Source organism: Streptomyces sp. ISL-10 (assembly GCF_018614575.1).
GTDB lineage: Bacteria > Actinomycetota > Actinomycetes > Streptomycetales > Streptomycetaceae > Streptomyces.
Map to the genome: position 1 here is coordinate 15,005 of NZ_JAGGOJ010000007.1, position 15,738 is coordinate 30,742.

The 15,738-nt window shown below is 71.9% G+C and carries 16 protein-coding genes and 1 pseudogene; 6 read left to right on the forward strand and 11 right to left on the reverse strand.

All coding sequences use genetic code 11. The features are described from left to right. Positions 1-86: 86 nt before the first annotated feature. Entirely contained in the window at positions 87-755 is a 669-nt protein-coding gene (msrA, locus tag J7E88_RS06705; RefSeq protein ID WP_215178345.1) for a peptide-methionine (S)-S-oxide reductase MsrA, read from the reverse strand. A gap of 75 nt (positions 756-830) precedes the next feature. Further along, a complete protein-coding gene (locus J7E88_RS06710) occupies positions 831-1,934 on the reverse strand; it encodes a hypothetical protein (protein WP_215178347.1) in 1,104 nt (367 codons plus the stop codon). Positions 1,935-2,055: 121 nt separating this feature from the next. Between J7E88_RS06710 and J7E88_RS06715 the strand changes: the two genes are divergently transcribed. Further along, on the forward strand, positions 2,056-3,210 hold the full coding sequence (locus J7E88_RS06715; protein ID WP_215178348.1) for a cystathionine gamma-synthase: 1,155 nt from the start codon (positions 2,056-2,058) through the stop codon (positions 3,208-3,210). A 72-nt stretch (positions 3,211-3,282) separates the two neighbouring features. On the opposite strand, the gene J7E88_RS06720 is transcribed toward J7E88_RS06715, so the two are convergent. The 4 genes from J7E88_RS06720 to J7E88_RS06735 all read right to left on the reverse strand — a co-directional run bounded on the left by J7E88_RS06720 (position 3,283) and on the right by J7E88_RS06735 (position 4,935). Further along, complete coding sequence (locus tag J7E88_RS06720) at positions 3,283-3,474, reverse strand: DUF1059 domain-containing protein (RefSeq protein WP_215178349.1); 192 nt, start codon at positions 3,472-3,474, stop codon at positions 3,283-3,285. Between the two features lie 108 nt (positions 3,475-3,582). Beyond that, positions 3,583-3,834, reverse strand: a complete 252-nt coding sequence (locus tag J7E88_RS06725; protein ID WP_215178350.1) for a hypothetical protein — start codon at positions 3,832-3,834, stop codon at positions 3,583-3,585. 46 nt (positions 3,835-3,880) lie between these two features. After that, the gene (locus tag J7E88_RS06730) at positions 3,881-4,354 is read right to left on the reverse strand and encodes a sigma factor-like helix-turn-helix DNA-binding protein (protein WP_215178351.1); all 474 of its coding nucleotides are present in this window, start codon (positions 4,352-4,354) and stop codon (positions 3,881-3,883) included. A gap of 68 nt (positions 4,355-4,422) precedes the next feature. Next, the gene (locus tag J7E88_RS06735) at positions 4,423-4,935 is read right to left on the reverse strand and encodes a MarR family winged helix-turn-helix transcriptional regulator (RefSeq protein ID WP_215178352.1); all 513 of its coding nucleotides are present in this window, start codon (positions 4,933-4,935) and stop codon (positions 4,423-4,425) included. Positions 4,936-5,089: 154 nt separating this feature from the next. Here J7E88_RS06735 and ilvA point away from each other — a divergent pair, with 154 nt between their 5' ends. The 3 genes from ilvA (at position 5,090) to J7E88_RS06750 (ending at position 8,603) form a co-directional block, all read left to right on the forward strand. Next, entirely contained in the window at positions 5,090-6,319 is a 1,230-nt protein-coding gene (ilvA, locus tag J7E88_RS06740) for a threonine ammonia-lyase (protein ID WP_215178354.1), read from the forward strand. 404 nt (positions 6,320-6,723) lie between these two features. After that, positions 6,724-7,749 carry an ATP-binding cassette domain-containing protein gene (locus J7E88_RS06745; protein ID WP_215178356.1) on the forward strand — a complete coding sequence of 342 codons (1,026 nt, stop codon included), beginning with the start codon at positions 6,724-6,726 and terminating at the stop codon, positions 7,747-7,749. Next, positions 7,746-8,603, forward strand: a complete 858-nt coding sequence (locus J7E88_RS06750; protein ID WP_215178358.1) for an ABC transporter permease — start codon at positions 7,746-7,748, stop codon at positions 8,601-8,603. The genes J7E88_RS06745 and J7E88_RS06750 overlap by 4 nt, the downstream gene beginning before the upstream one ends. A gap of 63 nt (positions 8,604-8,666) precedes the next feature. On the opposite strand, the gene greA is transcribed toward J7E88_RS06750, so the two are convergent. Together greA and J7E88_RS06760 are read right to left on the reverse strand one after the other, a co-directional pair. After that, a complete protein-coding gene (gene greA, locus J7E88_RS06755; protein WP_215178360.1) occupies positions 8,667-9,164 on the reverse strand; it encodes a transcription elongation factor GreA in 498 nt (165 codons plus the stop codon). 175 nt (positions 9,165-9,339) lie between these two features. Then, a complete protein-coding gene (locus tag J7E88_RS06760) occupies positions 9,340-9,747 on the reverse strand; it encodes a DUF4307 domain-containing protein (protein WP_215178362.1) in 408 nt (135 codons plus the stop codon). Between the two features lie 97 nt (positions 9,748-9,844). Here J7E88_RS06760 and mca point away from each other — a divergent pair, with 97 nt between their 5' ends. Then, positions 9,845-10,726 (forward strand): mycothiol conjugate amidase Mca, encoded by an 882-nt coding sequence (gene mca, locus J7E88_RS06765; protein ID WP_215178364.1) that lies wholly within the window; start codon positions 9,845-9,847, stop codon positions 10,724-10,726. After that, positions 10,719-10,973, forward strand: coding sequence for a hypothetical protein (locus tag J7E88_RS06770; RefSeq protein ID WP_215178366.1), 255 nt, complete (start codon positions 10,719-10,721; stop codon positions 10,971-10,973). The genes mca and J7E88_RS06770 overlap by 8 nt, the downstream gene beginning before the upstream one ends. A gap of 317 nt (positions 10,974-11,290) precedes the next feature. On the opposite strand, the gene J7E88_RS06775 is transcribed toward J7E88_RS06770, so the two are convergent. From J7E88_RS06775 to J7E88_RS06785, 3 genes and pseudogenes are all read right to left on the reverse strand, one after another. Then, positions 11,291-14,497, reverse strand: a complete 3,207-nt coding sequence (locus J7E88_RS06775; RefSeq protein WP_215178368.1) for a tetratricopeptide repeat protein — start codon at positions 14,495-14,497, stop codon at positions 11,291-11,293. A 120-nt stretch (positions 14,498-14,617) separates the two neighbouring features. Further along, a pseudogene (locus J7E88_RS06780) lies at positions 14,618-15,087 on the reverse strand (Uma2 family endonuclease). A gap of 168 nt (positions 15,088-15,255) precedes the next feature. Continuing rightward, on the reverse strand, positions 15,256-15,723 hold the full coding sequence (locus J7E88_RS06785) for a hypothetical protein (RefSeq protein ID WP_215178369.1): 468 nt from the start codon (positions 15,721-15,723) through the stop codon (positions 15,256-15,258). Between the last annotated feature and the right edge of the window lie 15 nt (positions 15,724-15,738).

The following is a 15,738-nucleotide window of genomic DNA, read 5'->3' on the forward strand; positions in this document are numbered from 1 at the left end:
AGGCCCAGGCGTCCGCGCGGCGGCTCGCCGCGGCGCCTGTCCACGGGATCAGCACCACGGTGCGTTGTCCTGCCGCGCACTACTTGTCAGTGCGCTCCGGGGGTCGGAGCGATTCCGATCGGGCACGAGACCCCCGTCCCGCCGATGCCGCAGTAGCCGCCCGGGTTCTTGTCGAGATACTGCTGGTGGTACGCCTCGGCCGGGTAGAACGGGCGGCCCTCGGCCGGGAGCAGTTCCGTCGTGATCGTGCCGTGGCCCGAGCCCGTCAGGACCTTCTGGTACGCCTCGCGCGACGCCTTGGCCGTGGCCTCCTGGGCAGGGGAGTGGGTGTAGATCGCCGAGCGGTACTGCGTGCCGACGTCGTTGCCCTGGCGGAAGCCCTGGGTCGGGTTGTGGGACTCCCAGAACAGCTTCAGCAGCTGCTCGTACGAGACGACCGACGGGTCGAACACGACCCGGACCGCCTCCGTGTGGCCCGTCAGGCCCGAGCAGGCCTCTTCGTACGTCGGGTTCGGCGTGAATCCGCCCTGGTAGCCGACGAGGGTCGTCCACACGCCCTTCGTCTGCCAGAACTTGCGCTCCGCGCCCCAGAAGCAGCCCAGGGCGAAGTCCGCGACCTCCAGGCCCTCGGGGTAGGGGCCGAGGAGGGGGTTGCCGAGGACCGTGTGGCGGTCGGGGACGGTGAAGGACGGGTCGGGGCGGCCCTTGAGGGCCTGCTCCGGAGTGGGCAGCACGGGCGTACGGCCGAAGAGCATGGCTGGTTCTCCTTCACGGTGACGGCACCGGGGACAACGTCCCGGTGCCACCGGGAATTCCGTCGCGCCCCGACCTCAGTGCGGAAGCGTCGCCGGGCTGCCGCCGTTCGCCTCGTAGCCGGCCACCGCGAGGGCGCGGTAGACCGTGTACTCGGCCGCCGGGTCGCTGCTGTGCGTCCACGGCAGGGCGCCCACGTGGCCGTCCACGTGGACCAGCTGGTTCATCGCCTCGGCCCAGCGCTCGGAGCGGACCAGGAACATCACGAGCAGGTGGCGTACGTGCGCGAGCATCGGGTCGTCGGGGCGGGCCGAGTGCACCGCGTAGAGCGCGCCTTCCACCGCCTTGGTGACGACCGCGCTCTGGTAGAAGCCGCTGACCAGGTTGAGCTCGGGCAGGTGCTCGTACACCGCGAACAGCGGCAGCGCCGCCAGCAGCGAGCCCTGCGGGGCGCGGGCCGCCGCGGTCATCGCGAAGTGGTCGGCCTCCTCGCGGGAGCCGTGCCACTTCTCGCACAGGTAGTGCAGCGCGGCGAGGTGCGCGCCCATGTGGTTCGGCGCGCGGTCGATGACCTTCGCCCACAACTGGTCGAACTGTTCCTGCGAGTCGCCCAGACCGCGGGCGACGGCCAGATCGACGATGTACGGGACCGGGTCGCCGGGGGCAAGCAGCGCGGCCCCGGCGCACACGGACCTGGCCTCCTCCAGGATGATCCGGAAGTCGTCCGTGCCCGCGGCCGACGAGCGCCACGCCTGCTGGACGAGGAACTCGGCGTGCACCTGTGCGCCGCCCGCGTCCTTGGGCGACTCCGCACGCCAGGCGCGCAGCCACGCGCCGCCCGTGCCGGGCTGCTGCTGGAGCTCCAGGGACGCGGCGCCGGCGAACGCCTGGACGCGCTGCCAGCGCACCTCGCCTTCCTTGGGCGTGCCGGCGAGCAGCTGGGCGGCGGCCCGCCAGTCCTGGGTGCGCTGGACGACGTCGAGTACGTCGAGGAGGTCCTGGTCCGGTCCGGGCAGGCGCACGTCCAGCTGCTCCTGGCGCAGGAAGCCGTAGTTGTCCGGGTCGGCGGCGTCGGGCGAGCCGGGGCGGGCGAGCCGGATGCCTGCGCTGCGGCGCCTGAGGACGGGGCCGATGACCGCGGCCAGCATGCACATCGCGATCAGGAACCAGAGAATCTCCATGGCTTCATTGTCCCGGACGCGCCGGCCGTGCCGACCGGCCAGGGTGGGCTCCGGCCGGTCGCGCAGGAGTCCGTACGCCCCGGGCCGCGTACCGCCCGTCGCGGGACTACGCTCGGTCCTCATGAGCGACGACCACACCTTGCACAGCTTCGAGACCCGCGCCATCCATGCGGGCAACACCGCCGACCCGCTGACCGGCGCCGTCGTGCCGCCGATCTACCAGGTCTCCACCTACAAGCAGGACGGCGTGGGCGGCCTGCGCGGCGGTTACGAGTACAGCCGCAGCGCGAACCCGACCCGTACCGCGCTGGAGGAGAACCTCGCGGCGATCGAGGGCGGCCGGCGCGGTCTCGCCTTCGCGTCCGGGCTCGCGGCGGAGGACTGCCTGCTGCGCACGCTGCTGAACCCCGGCGCGCATGTGGTGATCCCGAACGACGCCTACGGCGGCACGTTCCGGCTGTTCGCCAAGGTCGTCGAGCGCTGGGGTGTGGACTTCTCGGTGGCGGACACCTCGGACCCGGCGGCGGTGCGGGACGCGGTCAACGACCGTACGAAGGTGATCTGGGCCGAGACCCCGTCGAACCCGCTGCTCGGCATCACCGACATCGCTGCGGTCGCCGAGGTGGCGCGTACGGCGGGCGCGAAGCTCGTCGTCGACAACACGTTCGCGAGCCCCTACCTCCAGCAGCCGATCGCTCTCGGCGCGGATGTCGTCGTGCACTCCCTGACCAAGTACATGGGCGGGCACTCGGACGTCGTGGGCGGTGCGCTGATCGCGGCCGACGCGGACCTGGGCGAGGAGCTGGCGTTCCACCAGAACGCGATGGGCGCCGTGGCCGGCCCGTTCGACGCGTGGCTGGTGCTGCGGGGCATCAAGACGCTCCCGGTGCGCATGGACCGGCACAGCGAGAACGCGACGCGCATCGCGGAGATGCTGACCACGCACCCGAAGGTCACCAAGGTCTTGTACCCGGGCCTGCCGGAGCACCCGGGCCACGAGGTCGCGGCGAAGCAGATGAGGGCCTTCGGCGGCATGGTGTCGTTCCGCGTCGAGGGTGGAGAGGCCGCGGCGGTCGAGGTCTGCAACCGGGCCGGGCTGTTCACACTGGGCGAGTCGCTGGGCGGTGTGGAGTCGCTGATCGAGCACCCCGGGCGGATGACGCACGCGTCGGTGGTCGGTTCGGCGCTGGAGGTGCCGGGCGACCTCGTGCGCCTGTCGGTGGGCATCGAGGCTGTCGACGACCTGATCGCGGACCTCAAGCAGGCGCTCGGCTGAGGGAGTTGACTCCTGCCGGACGGCATCGGGCCCCGGCCGGGTACGGCCGGGGCCCGCTGTGCGGGTGCCTGCTCAGGCGGTCACCTTCTCGTCCTCGAGGGAGTCACGGACCATCTGCCGCAGCTCGGGGTTGTCGGTGTGCCCGTGGACGGACATGGCGTGCTCGACGGCGGCACGGACGACTTCCTCTTCCTCACCGGAGATGGTGAGGGTGCATCCCGAGACGCTCGGACTGTTGCGGCAATCGGCGACTTTCCTGGTCATGAGGGCCTCCTCGACGTGCTCTGAAGCCGCTCATTCCAGGATAGATCAGGACGGGTCGGGTGAATATGACGGCCTGGTGACGTACGGCCGCAGGACGAGCTCCGGGCGTCAGAAACCCTCGAGCGGCGGTGTGGTCTGCGACGGCGGCACCAGCCACGGCTGGCTCACCGTCGCCCACACCACGAAGGCGAGGGCCGCGGCGACGATCAGCAGCCACGCCGCCCGGCGCAGTGCGCGGTGCCGGCGCACCAGTCGGCTGCCGTGGGCCGCCGCCCGCACCGCGAGATCGGCGGGCACGACGGGCTGGGGGCCCTCCATCATCCGGCGGACCTCGTTCTCCTTGCGGTCGGCGCCGCTCATGACGACGCCTGTAGCCGGGGCCGCGACGGCTTGGGTGGGGTGCCGCTCATGACATCTCCCGAAGCCGGGGCCGCGACGGCTTCGGCGCGGTGCCGCGCATGACGGCGACGGCCCGGGTGCAGATCGCGCGGACCCGGTCCGCCGGGATGCCGAGCAGCGCCGCGGTCTGCTCCTCGGCGACCCCTTCGTACAGCCGCAGGACCAGGATCAGGCGTTCCTGCGCGGTGAGCCGGGCGAGCACGCCGCCGCAGGGCCGGTGATGGCGCCAGGCACCGCGCGCGAAGCGGGTGGCGAGCTCCTGGCGGGTGCGGTCGTACGGGTCCTCGCCGCGCAGCCGGTCCCAGTCGGCGTACGTCCGGGCGAGCGCGGCGGTGAGCAGCTGCTGGGCGTGCGGGTTGGCGCCCGCAGCCTCGGCGGTGAGCAGGGTCGCGGCGTGCAGCAGCCGGCCGGCCGCGCCTGCCACGAAGGCGTCGAACTCCTTGGCACGGCGGCGGTCCCGGGACGAAAGCCGCTCGCTCACGTCCTCATATAGGGCCCTGGCCGCGTCCCCGGTCAAGGGGTCGGCCCAGGGCAGCCGTGCCGCCCTGGTCAGGAGGCCGGCGGAGTCTCCGCTTCCGCCTGCGGCAGGCCGGCCTGGCGGGCGGACAGGGCGGTGTTGAAGCGGGTGAGCAGGGTGCAGAACGACTCGCGCTCGCTCTCCGTCCAACCGTCCGTCACCTGCCGCATCAGCTCGCGGCGCGAGGCGCGGACCTCGTCGAGACGGGCCTGGCCGCGGGGCGAGAGCTGGAGCACGACCGCGCGGCCGTCCTCCGGATGCGAGGTGCGCTTGACCAGGCCGGAGTCGACGAGCGGCGCGACCTGGCGGGTCACGGTCGACGAGTCGATGCCCATGCCCGCGGCGAGCGCCTTGACGCCCATCGGGCCTTCCTGGTCGAGGCGGTTGAGCAGCAGGTAGGCGGCGCGGTCCATGGAGTTGCGGACCTGGCCCACGCCACCGAGCCGGGTCTGTTCCGCGCGCCGGGCGAAGACGGCCACCTGGTGCTGGAGGGCATCGAGGAGGCCGGGAGCGAGATCTGTCGTCATGTCCTGTGAAGTGGGCATGGCAGTGGGGGGCTCTCTCGTGCGGTGGTCGGTTGGTGGGGGACAGAGTACGCGGCAACGACGCGGTGCGTACGGGCGCTGCACAATCCCGTGACCGGACGCCCGGGATTCGGACGGCGGCCCGCTGGGCTGGGCGAACTGCGAGACTTGTGGCATGAGCTTCCGCACGCCCGAGATCCTGCGTTCCGTCATCCTCGACGACATCCGCGGCGCACAGAAGATGCTGGCGGGGGTCGCGCGGATGACGCCCATGGAGGGCAGCCGGCACCTCTCGCGGCTCGTGGGGTCCCCGGTGCATCTGAAGTGCGAGAACCTGCAGCGCACCGGGTCCTTCAAGCTGCGCGGCGCCTATGTGCGCATCGCCGGCCTGCGGCCGGAGGAGCGCGCGGCCGGCGTGGTCGCGGCCTCCGCGGGCAACCACGCGCAGGGCGTCGCGCTGGCGTCGTCGCTGCTCGGGGTCCGCTCCACCGTCTTCATGCCGGTCGGGGCGCCGCTGCCGAAGGTGGCCGCGACGCGGGAGTACGGCGCGGATGTGCGGCTCGTGGGGCAGGTGGTCGACGAGACGCTGGCGGCGGCCGAGCAGTACGCCCGCGAGACGGGCGCGGTGTTCATCCACCCCTTCGACCACCCCGACATCGTGGCCGGGCAGGGCACGGTGGGGCTGGAGATCCTGGAGCAGTGCCCCGAGGTGCGGACGATCCTCGTCGGCGTCGGCGGCGGCGGACTGGTCGCCGGTATCGCGGTGGCGGTCAAGGCGCTGCGGCCGGATGTGAAGGTGATCGGCGTCCAGGCGCAGGGTGCGGCGGCGTATCCGCCCTCGCTGGCGGCGGGGCGGCCGGTGTCGATCGACGCGCCGACGACGATGGCGGACGGGATCAAGGTCGGGCGGCCCGGGGACGTGCCGTTCAAAATCATTGGCGATCTCGTGGACGATGTCCGTACGGTTTCCGAGGACGAACTCTCCAGCGCGCTGCTGCTGTGCCTGGAGCGGGCCAAGATGGTCGTCGAGCCGGCCGGTGCGAGCACGGTGGCGGCGCTGCTGAGCGATCCGCGGTCGTTCGAAGGACCGGTGGTCGCGCTGCTGTCGGGCGGCAATGTGGATCCGCTGCTCATGCAGCGCATCCTGCGCCACGGCATGGCGGCGGCGGGCCGGTACCTGTCGCTGCGGTTGCGGCTGACGGACCGCCCGGGCGCCCTGGCCGGGCTGCTGGGGGCGTTGTCGGTCGCGGACGCCAACGTCCTCGATGTGAGCCATGTACGGACCGATCCCCGGCTCGGGCTCACGGAGGTCGAGGTGGAACTGCACCTGGAGACGAAGGGGCCGGAACACTGCGAGGAGGTCGCGGCGGCGTTGCGCGCCAAGGGCTACACGATCCTCGACTGAGGTCCGCACGGCGGTGCGCCGGCGGCCCCGGCGGCCGGGCACGTCCGGCCGCAGGGCATGCGAGGGCTGTGCCGGCCGGCGGCCGCGGGAGGCCGACCTGTCCGGCAAGGTCACGCGACGGCTGTGCCCGTCGGCGCTCCGGGGGGCCGATCCGCCCCGCAGCGGCACACGCGACATCCGCGCGCACGGGCACGGCGGTGCGCCGGCGGCACCCGCTCCCGCTCCCCGGCACTCGCGAGGCGCCCGTGCATACGGGAGGCCGCTATGCGGGACGCAATTCGCTTGAGAGACGCGATGTATCGCGATACTGTGCCGACGTCGTCGCATCCGCCTGTGCGGATCCGCGGCCTGTGCACATGTTCGTTCAGAAACGACCCATCAACCCGTCATCCTGGGAGACCCCCATGCCAGGCGCCATCCATGCCGAAGGTCTGGTGAAGACCTTCGGCGCCGTCAGGGCACTCGACGGCGTCGATCTCGACGTCCCCGAAGGCACGGTCCTCGGACTTCTCGGCCCGAACGGCGCCGGCAAGACCACCACCGTGCGCGTACTGACCACCCTGCTCCGGCCCGACAGCGGTCGCGCCGTCGTCGCCGGGATCGATGTGCTCCAGCACCCCAACGAGGTGCGCAGGTCCATCGGTCTGTCCGGCCAGTTCGCCGCCGTCGACGAGTACCTGACCGGCCGGGAGAACCTCCAGATGGTCGGGCGGCTCTACCAGATGAACGCGCGGGAGGCGAAGATCCGCGCGGGCGAGCTGCTGGAGCGGTTCAACCTCGCCGACGCCGCCGACCGCCCCGCCAAGACCTACTCCGGCGGTATGCGCCGCCGGCTGGACCTGGCCGCGGCCCTGGTCGTCTCCCCGCCCGTGATGTTCATGGACGAGCCGACGACCGGCCTCGACCCGCGCAACCGCCAGCAGCTGTGGGAGGTCATCCAGGAACTGGTCCGCGGCGGCACGACCCTGCTGCTCACGACGCAGTACCTGGAGGAGGCCGACCACCTCGCGGACAACATCTGCGTCGTCGACCACGGCAAGGTCATCGCCCGGGGCACCGCCGACCAGCTCAAGGCCCGCACCGGCGGCGAACGCGTCGAGGTCGTCGTGCACCACCCCGACGAGATAGCCCCGGCCCGCGAGGCCCTCACCGCCTACGGCAAGGGCGAGGTCACGGTCGCCGAGCACACCCGCAAGCTCACCGTCCCGGTCACGGGTGGCGCCAAGCTGCTCGCCGAGGTCATCCGCGACCTCGACACCCGTGGCGTGGAGATCGACGACATCGGCCTGCGCCGGCCCACCCTCGACGACGTCTTCATCTCGCTGACCGGCCACGCGGCCGAGGTCGCCGACGAGAGCAACGGCGTGGAGCAGGACGCCGAACAGAAGCACGGCCACGGCCGCAAGAACCGGAAGGAGAGCACGAAGTGAGCACCTCAGCGGACGCCGCACCCGTCGTGGCCCCGCGGCCGCGCGGCGGCATCGGACAGGCGGTCGGCGACTCGCTCGTCGTCGCCAAGCGCAACCTCATCCGCATGACCCGCATCCCCGAGATGATCATCTTTGGCATGATCCAGCCGGTCATGTTCGTGGTGCTCTTCAGCTACGTCTTCGGCGGCTCCATCTCGGTCGGGGGCAGTCTCTCCCCGGCCGGCTACCGGGAGTTCCTGATGGCGGGCATCTTCGCGCAGACCGTCACGTTCGCCACCGCCGGAGCGGGCGCGGGGATCGCCGACGACATGCACAAGGGCCTCGTGGACCGCTTCCGTTCCCTGCCGATGGCGCGCGGCGCGGTGCTCACCGGCCGCACACTCGCGGATCTGGTGCAGACCGCGCTCACTTTGGTCGTGCTCGCGGTCGTCGCCCTGCTCGTCGGCTGGCGCACGCATGAGAACGGCGCCAAGGTGCTGGCCGGTTTCCTCCTGCTGCTCCTGCTCGGCTACGCCTTCTCCTGGATCGGCGCGCTGATCGGACTGTCGGTACGCACACCCGAGGCGGCCACGTCCGGCGGGCTCATCTGGCTCTTCCCGCTGACGTTCATCTCGAACGCGTTCGTTCCCTCCGTCAACATGCCGGCGTTTCTCCGGCACATTGCCGAGTGGAACCCCTTCAGCGCGACCGTTCAGGCGGCGCGTGAGCTGTTCGGGAACTTCCCGCCGGGTTACCGGGCGCCCGACGCCTGGCCGATGCAGCACCCGGTTCTGGCCTCGGTCATCTGGTCGCTGGTCATCATCGTGGTCTTCAGGACGCTCGCGGTCCGCAAGTACCGCTCCGCTTCCGTCTGAACACGGACACACCAGGGGCCGGACCGCGCGGTCCGGCCCCTTTGGCCTGCGGTGGGGTCGGGCTCAGCCCGTGTAGGGCTTGGCCGCGAGGATCGTCACCGACGCCTTGTTGCCGTTCGGCAGCTCGTACTCGGCGTCCTCGCCGACCTTCTTGCCGTTCACGCCGGAGCCCAGCGGGGACTGCGGCGAGTACGTCTCGATGTCCGAGCTCGCGTACTCCCGCGATGCCATCAGGAAGGTCAGGGTGTCGCTCTCGTCGCCGTCGAAGGCGATCGTCACGACCATGCCGGGCTCGACGACACCGTCGTCCGCGGGGGCCTCGCCGACCTTCGCGTTGTCAAGTAGCTGGGTCAGCTGGCGCACCCGGAGCTCCTGCTTGCCCTGCTCCTCCTTGGCCGCGTGGTACCCGCCGTTCTCCCGCAGGTCGCCCTCCTCACGGGCCGCCTCGATCTTCTTGGCGATCTCCGTGCGCGCGGGACCAGACAGGTACTCCAGCTCGGCCTTGAGCTGGTTGTACGCCTCCTGGGTGAGCCAGGTGACGTTGTCGCTGGTCTGGGTCACAGGTGCTCCTCGTAGGTACTGGGAATACAAAGCATCGCCCTACTCAGAAGGATTGTCCGTCCCGAGCGGGCGAAACCACGAGCCTAACAATTCCGGGGCGAAAGGGGGAGGACAAAAATGCTCAGGTTGTAAAAGTCCCTGGTCAGGCCCGTGACCCGCCGATGAAACCGCCCGGTCAGGAGGCGCTGCAGCCCAGCAGCTCCGCGCTCGTCGCCTGCTCGGTGGTACGGATCCTCACGACCTGGTCGATCCGGCTCTCGCCCGTACGGTCGATCGGCACGTCGAGGCGGCCCACCTCGCTGCCGGCCTCCGACAGCGAGCGCAGGGTGCAGGTGCCGGTGGCGTCCTCGTCCTTGCGGACCTCCAGGTGCACCTGGACCTCGTTCGCACCCTCGACGACATCGAACTTGATCACTTCGCCGCTGATCTTCTGGCCGGCGATGTAGTCGTAGCCGAACCAGCCGACCATCGCGAGCAGGCCGGCGCCGAGCACCGCGCCGATCATGCGCAGCCTGCGGTCCGCGCGCTCGTCCGCGGAGCGGCCGTAACGCCCCTGCGGTAGCTCCTCGCGTACAGCCGCCATGATCTTTCCTCTCGCGTGCCGGAGGCAGGAATTTTCCGTCCGCCGATTCGGTCACTATAGAAGCCGCACGACGCGACGAATCATTGAGGATCGAGTCTTGACTGAGCAGCTTCGACTGATGGCCGTGCACGCCCACCCCGACGACGAGTCGAGCAAGGGCGCGGCCACGATGGCCAAGTATGTGTCCGAGGGGGTGGACGTGCTGGTCGTGACCTGCACGGGAGGCGAGCGCGGCTCCATCCTCAACCCCAAGCTCCAGGGCGATGCCTACATCGAGGAGCACATTCACGAGGTCCGCAAGAAGGAGATGGACGAGGCCCGGGAGATCCTCGGCGTCAAGCAGGAGTGGCTCGGCTTCGTCGACTCCGGCCTGCCGGAGGGCGACCCGCTGCCCCCGCTGCCCGAGGGCTGCTTCGCGCTGGAGGACATCGACAAGGCCGCCGGCGAACTGGTGCGCAAGATCCGCGCCTTCCGTCCCCAGGTCATCACGACCTACGACGAGAACGGCGGCTACCCGCACCCCGACCACATCATGACCCACAAGATCACGATGGTGGCCTTCGACGGCGCGGCGGACGCCGAGACATTCCCCGAGTCCGAGTACGGCCCGGCGTACCAGCCGCAGAAGCTCTACTACAACCAGGGCTTCAACCGCCCGCGCACGGTCGCCCTGCACGAGGCGCTGCTCGAGCGGGGCCTGGAGTCCCCGTACGGGGAGTGGCTGGAGCGCTGGAAGGAGTTCCAGCGCGCCGAGCGCACGCTGACCACGCATGTGCCGTGCGCCGACTTCTTCGAGACCCGCGACAGGGCACTGATCGCGCACGCCACGCAGATCGATCCGGACGGCGGCTGGTTCCGGGTGCCCATGGAGATCCAGAAGAAGGTCTGGCCGACGGAGGAGTACGAGCTGGCGAAGTCGCTCGTCGATACGTCCCTCCCCGAGGACGACCTCTTCGCGGGCATCCGCGACAATGCCTGACATGAGCGCAAGCGCAAACCTCGCCATGACGCACGTCGCCACCCTCGCCAAGGAGCTCGACGAGAACAAGGTCACCCCGGGTGTCCTGGGCTTTCTCGTATTCGCGGCGCTGGCGGTCGGCGTGTGGGCCCTGATGAAGTCGATGAACCGGCACATGGGCCGTGTGAACTTCGAGGAGGAGCCGGAGTCCGAGCCGTCTGCGACGGCGAAGACCGCGACGCGGAAGCCGGCGGGCGGCTCGGCCTGACGCCCCGCGCGCCCGGCACGGGCGCGGCGTCGGTTCGCCTGGGCGGGGCTGCGGCCGGGACCGGTGCCGCCACGCCGGGCGCGGCTGAGCCCCGGGCCGGTGCCGGTGCGTCGGCGGCTTTCCGCCGTGGGGTGCGGCACGTCCTGCGGGCGTGTCCTCAAGCGCCGGACGGGCTGGAGTTGCCGGCCCGGGGCGGCGCGTGTGGCCGGTGCATGCCGACGGCCCTGCCCAGCGCCCTCGGCAGCGGCGCTCGGAGCCTGGTGCACGGTGGGCGTCGCCGGTGCGCATACGGCCCCGGGCCCGCAGGCGTCCCCGCCCTACTTCGGCGCCGCCACCGGCACCCCCATCACCTCCCGCGCGTGCCGGTTCGGCACCAGGCCCAGGTGCCACGCCTGCCAGCCGTCCTCCAGGCGCACCCCGCGGTCCAGGATCACGGCCAGCGCTTCCGCGCAGTCCTCCAGCTTCGCGTCCCGGAACGGGTGCGGGGAGGCCATCAGTTCCGCCAGCTCCTCCTGCGCCACCACCGTGCCGACGTCCGTTCCGCCCGGAGAGGCGTACGGCAGCAGCGTGCAGCGCAGGAACGCCGCCCAGTCCGCGCCGCGGCGGTCCTCGTACGACGCGAACAGCTCCGCCGCCTCGTCGCACAGCGCCAGCGCCTGCGGGGCGCGGTTGTTGCCCGCGTCGATCAGGGCCAGCTCCAGGCACGTCCACGCCTCGCCGTGCGCGACCTTGATGCGCGCGAAGTCCGCGCGGGCGTCCATCAGCAGCTGCCGGGCGAAACCGGAGTTGCGCAGGTTGCCCGTCTGGGCCGCGCGCTGGTCGCGGGTGACTCGGCCCGAGTGGTGGCGGGCGCAGGCCAGCCCGTACACGTCCCGCATCCGCGAGAACATCGTCCGCGACCGTTCCAGCTCGCGGACCGCCTCGTCCCGGTCGCCGCGCTCCTCCAGCGCCTGCCCCAGGTAGTACAGGGTCCACGCCTCGCCGCGGGCGTCCTCGTTCTCCCGGTGGCGGGCCAGGGCCGCCCGCAGTTCCTCCACCGCCGTGCCCGGATCGCCGTCCACCAGCCGGGCCCGCGCCAGCTGGGTCAGCGCCCACGCCTCGCCGCGGTCGTCGCGGGTGCGGCCGTACAGATCGAGGGCCGTGCGCAGCGCCGCCTCGGCGTCCGCCACGTCCCCCATCCGCAGACACACCTGCCCCAGCTGGAACTGCGTCCACGCCTCGCCGTGCAGCGACTCGCCCTCGCGGTGCAGCCGCAGTGCCGTCTCCAGCAGCCGCAGCGCCTCCGCAAGATCGGCCCGGTCCCGTTCCACCGCCGCCAGGGCGTGCAGTGACCACGCCCGGTCCTCGGCCTGCTCGGGCGAGGACTGCAGCTCGATCGCCTCGTGCAGCTTCGCCGCCGCCTCCGTCAGGTTGCCCTGATGGTGCAGCGTGATGCCGAGCGAGCAGAGGGCGAGTGCCGCGCCGGCGTCGTGCTGCGCCTCCCGGTACAGGCCGACGACGGACGACAGGGTCGTCCTCGCCTTGTCCAGCTCACCGAGCTGGCGGGCCGCGATACCGGTACGCCACCGCACCGAGCGCTCCAGCAGTCCCTGGTCCACCGCCTGCGACAGCTCCGTCAGCTCACCCAGGCGGTACAGGTCGCCGCGCAGCAGGCAGTAGTCGCACAGCGCGCCCAGCAGCCCGAGCACGGCCTGCTGGTCCACGCCCTCGGCGTGGCGGAGCGCGGACGTGATGAAGCTCGACTCGTCGTCCAGCCAGCGCAGTGCCGCGTCCAGCGACGGGAAGCCATGGGCGCCGAACTGGCCGGCCCGGGTCGACATCTTCCCGTCGACCATGCGGATCACCGCCCCGGCCAGGTCCGCGTAGTTCCCGATCAGCCGTTCCTGCGCGGCCGTGCGGTCCTTCGCGTCCTCCTCGTCCAGCAGCCGGGCCCGCGCGAAGTCCCGTACGACATCGTGCAGCCGGTACCGGCTCGCCCGCACGTGGTCGATGAGCCCCGCCCGCGCCAGCGTCGCGAGCAGCCGCTGCGCCTCCTGCTCGTCCGCGCCCAGCAGCGCGGCCGCGGCCGCCGTCCCCAGCGAGGCGCGCCCGGCCAGTGCCAGGCGGCGCAGCAGCCGCCGCGCCTGCTCGGGCTGGTCCGTGTAGCGCAGCCACAGGGCACGCTCCACCGGGTCAACCGGCCCATAGGCCCCCAGGTCCGCCGCCAGCCGGTCCGCGCTGCGCTCCCCGAGCGACGACCCGGCGATCCGCAGCGCCAGCGGCAGCCCGCCGCACAGCTCCCGCACCGCATCCGCCGACTGGGCGTCGTACGGCTCCCCCGAGCGCTCCGCGGCGGCGGCCCGCAGCAGCTCGTCTGCGCCCGCCGCGTCCAGGGCCCGCACCGGCAGCTGATGGATCCAGGCGGGGGTGTCGTCGGGCAGCTCCAGCGGGCGGCGTGCCGTCACCAGCAACAGGCTGTCCGAGCGCTCCGGCAGCAGCGTCCGCACCTGCTCGGCGTCGCCCGCGTCGTCCAGCACGACCGTCACCGGCAGTCCGGTCAGATGCTGGTGGTACAGCTCGCCGAGCCGCCGCACCTGCTGCTCGGGCGACGACCGCTCCCGGAACAGCAGCTGCTCGCGCGGCGCCCCCAGCCGGTTCAGCAGGTGCAGCAGCGCGTCCCGGGTGGACAGCGGATGCCCGCTCTCGCCGCGCAGATCGACTACGCACGCGCCCCGGAACTGGTCTTTGAGGTGGTGCGCGGCACGCACCGCCAGCGTCGTCCGGCCCGATCCGGCGTCGCCGTGGAGGACGACCACCGTCGGCCGGGTCTGCGTCGAGGCGCGGGCCGCGTGCACCCATTGGGAGATCTGCGTGAGCTCATCGCGCCGGCCGGCGAAGGGGCCCTCGGTCTGCGGCAGATGAGCGAACGACTGCTCCAGCACCGACCTGCGGCGCGCTGCAGCGCTGCGGTCCGCGCCGCGCAGCTGCGGTGCCGCCGCGGACTTCTTCGCGGGCCGCCCCGCCGAGGCCAGCATCCGCTGCTGGTCCATGAACGGGCGGATGGCCCGTACCTCCAGCGCCGTCAGCCACTCCAGCCGCAGCTGCTCCACACCGCCCGGCTGGGCCGCCGCACCCGCCCTGCGGTGCGCCGCCGGCCAGTGCGACGCGGTCACCTTGGCAACCGTGGTCGCGGCCCCCGCGACCGCGACGACGGCTCCCGCGCCGAGCGCCGTGCCGGCCGCGGTGCCCAGCGCGACGTCCGCGCCGATCGCGGCGACGGCCGCGACGGCCGTCACCAGGGCCGGTGTGGACAGATTTCCCCTGCGGAACCGCTCGGACAACGGCAGCGCGCCCGCCTCCGCCTCGTCGAGCGCACGCTCGTAAGCGGCGTACTCCTCGGCGGCGCTCGCGGCCATGCCGTCCAGCGCCGCCCGCCCGCGGGCGAGCAGGACCTGGCCGTCCGTCCGCCCGCCGCTGCGCCGTACCTCTTCCTCCACGGCGCGGCCCAACAGCCGCTCCACTTCCGCCCGGTGGCTGTCTCGCATGTGCGTCCCCCTCGACGTGCGTCAATTCCGTTCGCATACCCAGTCGTTGCGGCGTCAAGTGTCCTGCGTGAGAAGGCACATGGCGAGGGGCGAGCGGGGCGGGCGCTGGGGTTCAGGGACTCAGAGGTCGACGTGGACGGCGAAGGGCGCCACGGCCTTCACCGCGCCCGTGAACACGTCACCGTCCCGGTAGACGCGGGCGGCCGGGTCGAGGACGTACGTGTAGACGAGAGGGACACCCGTCGCCGCCTGCTCGACGCGCCAGTAGAACGGGATGCCGGCCTTCGCGTACTGGTCGACCTCGTGTCCGCGCGGTAGACGACGACATCGGACCGACGGTTGGTGAGAGGTACGTCCTGAAGCCGTACGTCGAAGTCCGTGTCGGCGTTCCAGTCGTCACCGGCAGCCGTGTCCAGTGCGTTGGCGAGGATCCTGGCCAGGCGGTTGTGCCGCTTGGACGCGCTGGGGCTCACGACGATCATCCCGTCCACGATCTCGATGCCGGCGCACTGCTCTTCGGTCCAGGAGTCGTACTGCTCCGCGGTGACCTGGGTGTGCATCCACTCGGGGGCGATCAACTCCGCGCCCATGGGGTACCTTCCTGAGCCCGCTCGACGGGCTGCGTGCGCTTGGGCCAGCGTAGCGTTCCATCCCGGGGCGCGGTCGGCGCGCCGCTATCGGGGGATGCGGGGCGTCTGCAGGGGTGGGCTGACCTGGGGACGTGATCCGGCGCATGCCCCGTACCGGCCGTCGCGCCGTCATGTCCCCCGCGTCGGACGTGGAAGCGGGAGGCAATCGCCCGGCGGGAGCAGGTGCCACAGGTCCGGCCACCACGTGGCGCCGTGCGCTGCGACCCGTTCCCGCAGGACGGGGCTGGTGTTCAGGGTCTGGAGGCAGTAGCTCCGCCATGGCAGGTAACTACCGCTCGCCACATGTCGGTTGTGCATGCGCAAGCCGGTGCACATGACATCCGCGAGCAGCCCGGCCATGGTGACCGCCGCGTCCCGGTCCACGTGTCCGGGCGGACACTCGGCGCCCTGGTAGAAGTAGTGCAGCAGCTTGCGGTCCAGCAGGTGCAGCTCCAGCTCGCGCAGTCCCGCGAGCGCGGCCTCGTTCGCCGCGATGGCGGCGGTCGTGTGGCCGATCCGGGTCTGCACCATCGCCATGCGGGTCGCCACGAGGGAGATCACGACGGCGGACACGGCCAGGCCGGTCTCGATGTTCATGCGGCCGCGCCGCGT

Bases quoted from the DNA above. Each gene is read 5' to 3' on its own strand.
- J7E88_RS06735 (WP_215178352.1), bottom strand. From the start codon at position 4,935: ATGCCCACTTCACAGGACATGACGACAGATCTCGCTCCCGGCCTCCTC.
- J7E88_RS06775 (WP_215178368.1), bottom strand. From the start codon at position 14,497: ATGCGAGACAGCCACCGGGCGGAAGTGGAGCGGCTGTTGGGCCGCGCC.
- ilvA (WP_215178354.1), top strand. From the start codon at position 5,090: ATGAGCTTCCGCACGCCCGAGATCCTGCGTTCCGTCATCCTCGACGAC.
- J7E88_RS06785 (WP_215178369.1), bottom strand. From the start codon at position 15,723: ATGAACATCGAGACCGGCCTGGCCGTGTCCGCCGTCGTGATCTCCCTC.
- J7E88_RS06720 (WP_215178349.1), bottom strand. From the start codon at position 3,474: ATGACCAGGAAAGTCGCCGATTGCCGCAACAGTCCGAGCGTCTCGGGA.
- J7E88_RS06715 (WP_215178348.1), top strand. From the start codon at position 2,056: ATGAGCGACGACCACACCTTGCACAGCTTCGAGACCCGCGCCATCCAT.
- J7E88_RS06710 (WP_215178347.1), bottom strand. From the start codon at position 1,934: ATGGAGATTCTCTGGTTCCTGATCGCGATGTGCATGCTGGCCGCGGTC.
- J7E88_RS06770 (WP_215178366.1), top strand. From the start codon at position 10,719: ATGCCTGACATGAGCGCAAGCGCAAACCTCGCCATGACGCACGTCGCC.
- J7E88_RS06760 (WP_215178362.1), bottom strand. From the start codon at position 9,747: ATGGCGGCTGTACGCGAGGAGCTACCGCAGGGGCGTTACGGCCGCTCC.
- J7E88_RS06725 (WP_215178350.1), bottom strand. From the start codon at position 3,834: ATGAGCGGCGCCGACCGCAAGGAGAACGAGGTCCGCCGGATGATGGAG.
- J7E88_RS06745 (WP_215178356.1), top strand. From the start codon at position 6,724: ATGCCAGGCGCCATCCATGCCGAAGGTCTGGTGAAGACCTTCGGCGCC.
- msrA (WP_215178345.1), bottom strand. From the start codon at position 755: ATGCTCTTCGGCCGTACGCCCGTGCTGCCCACTCCGGAGCAGGCCCTC.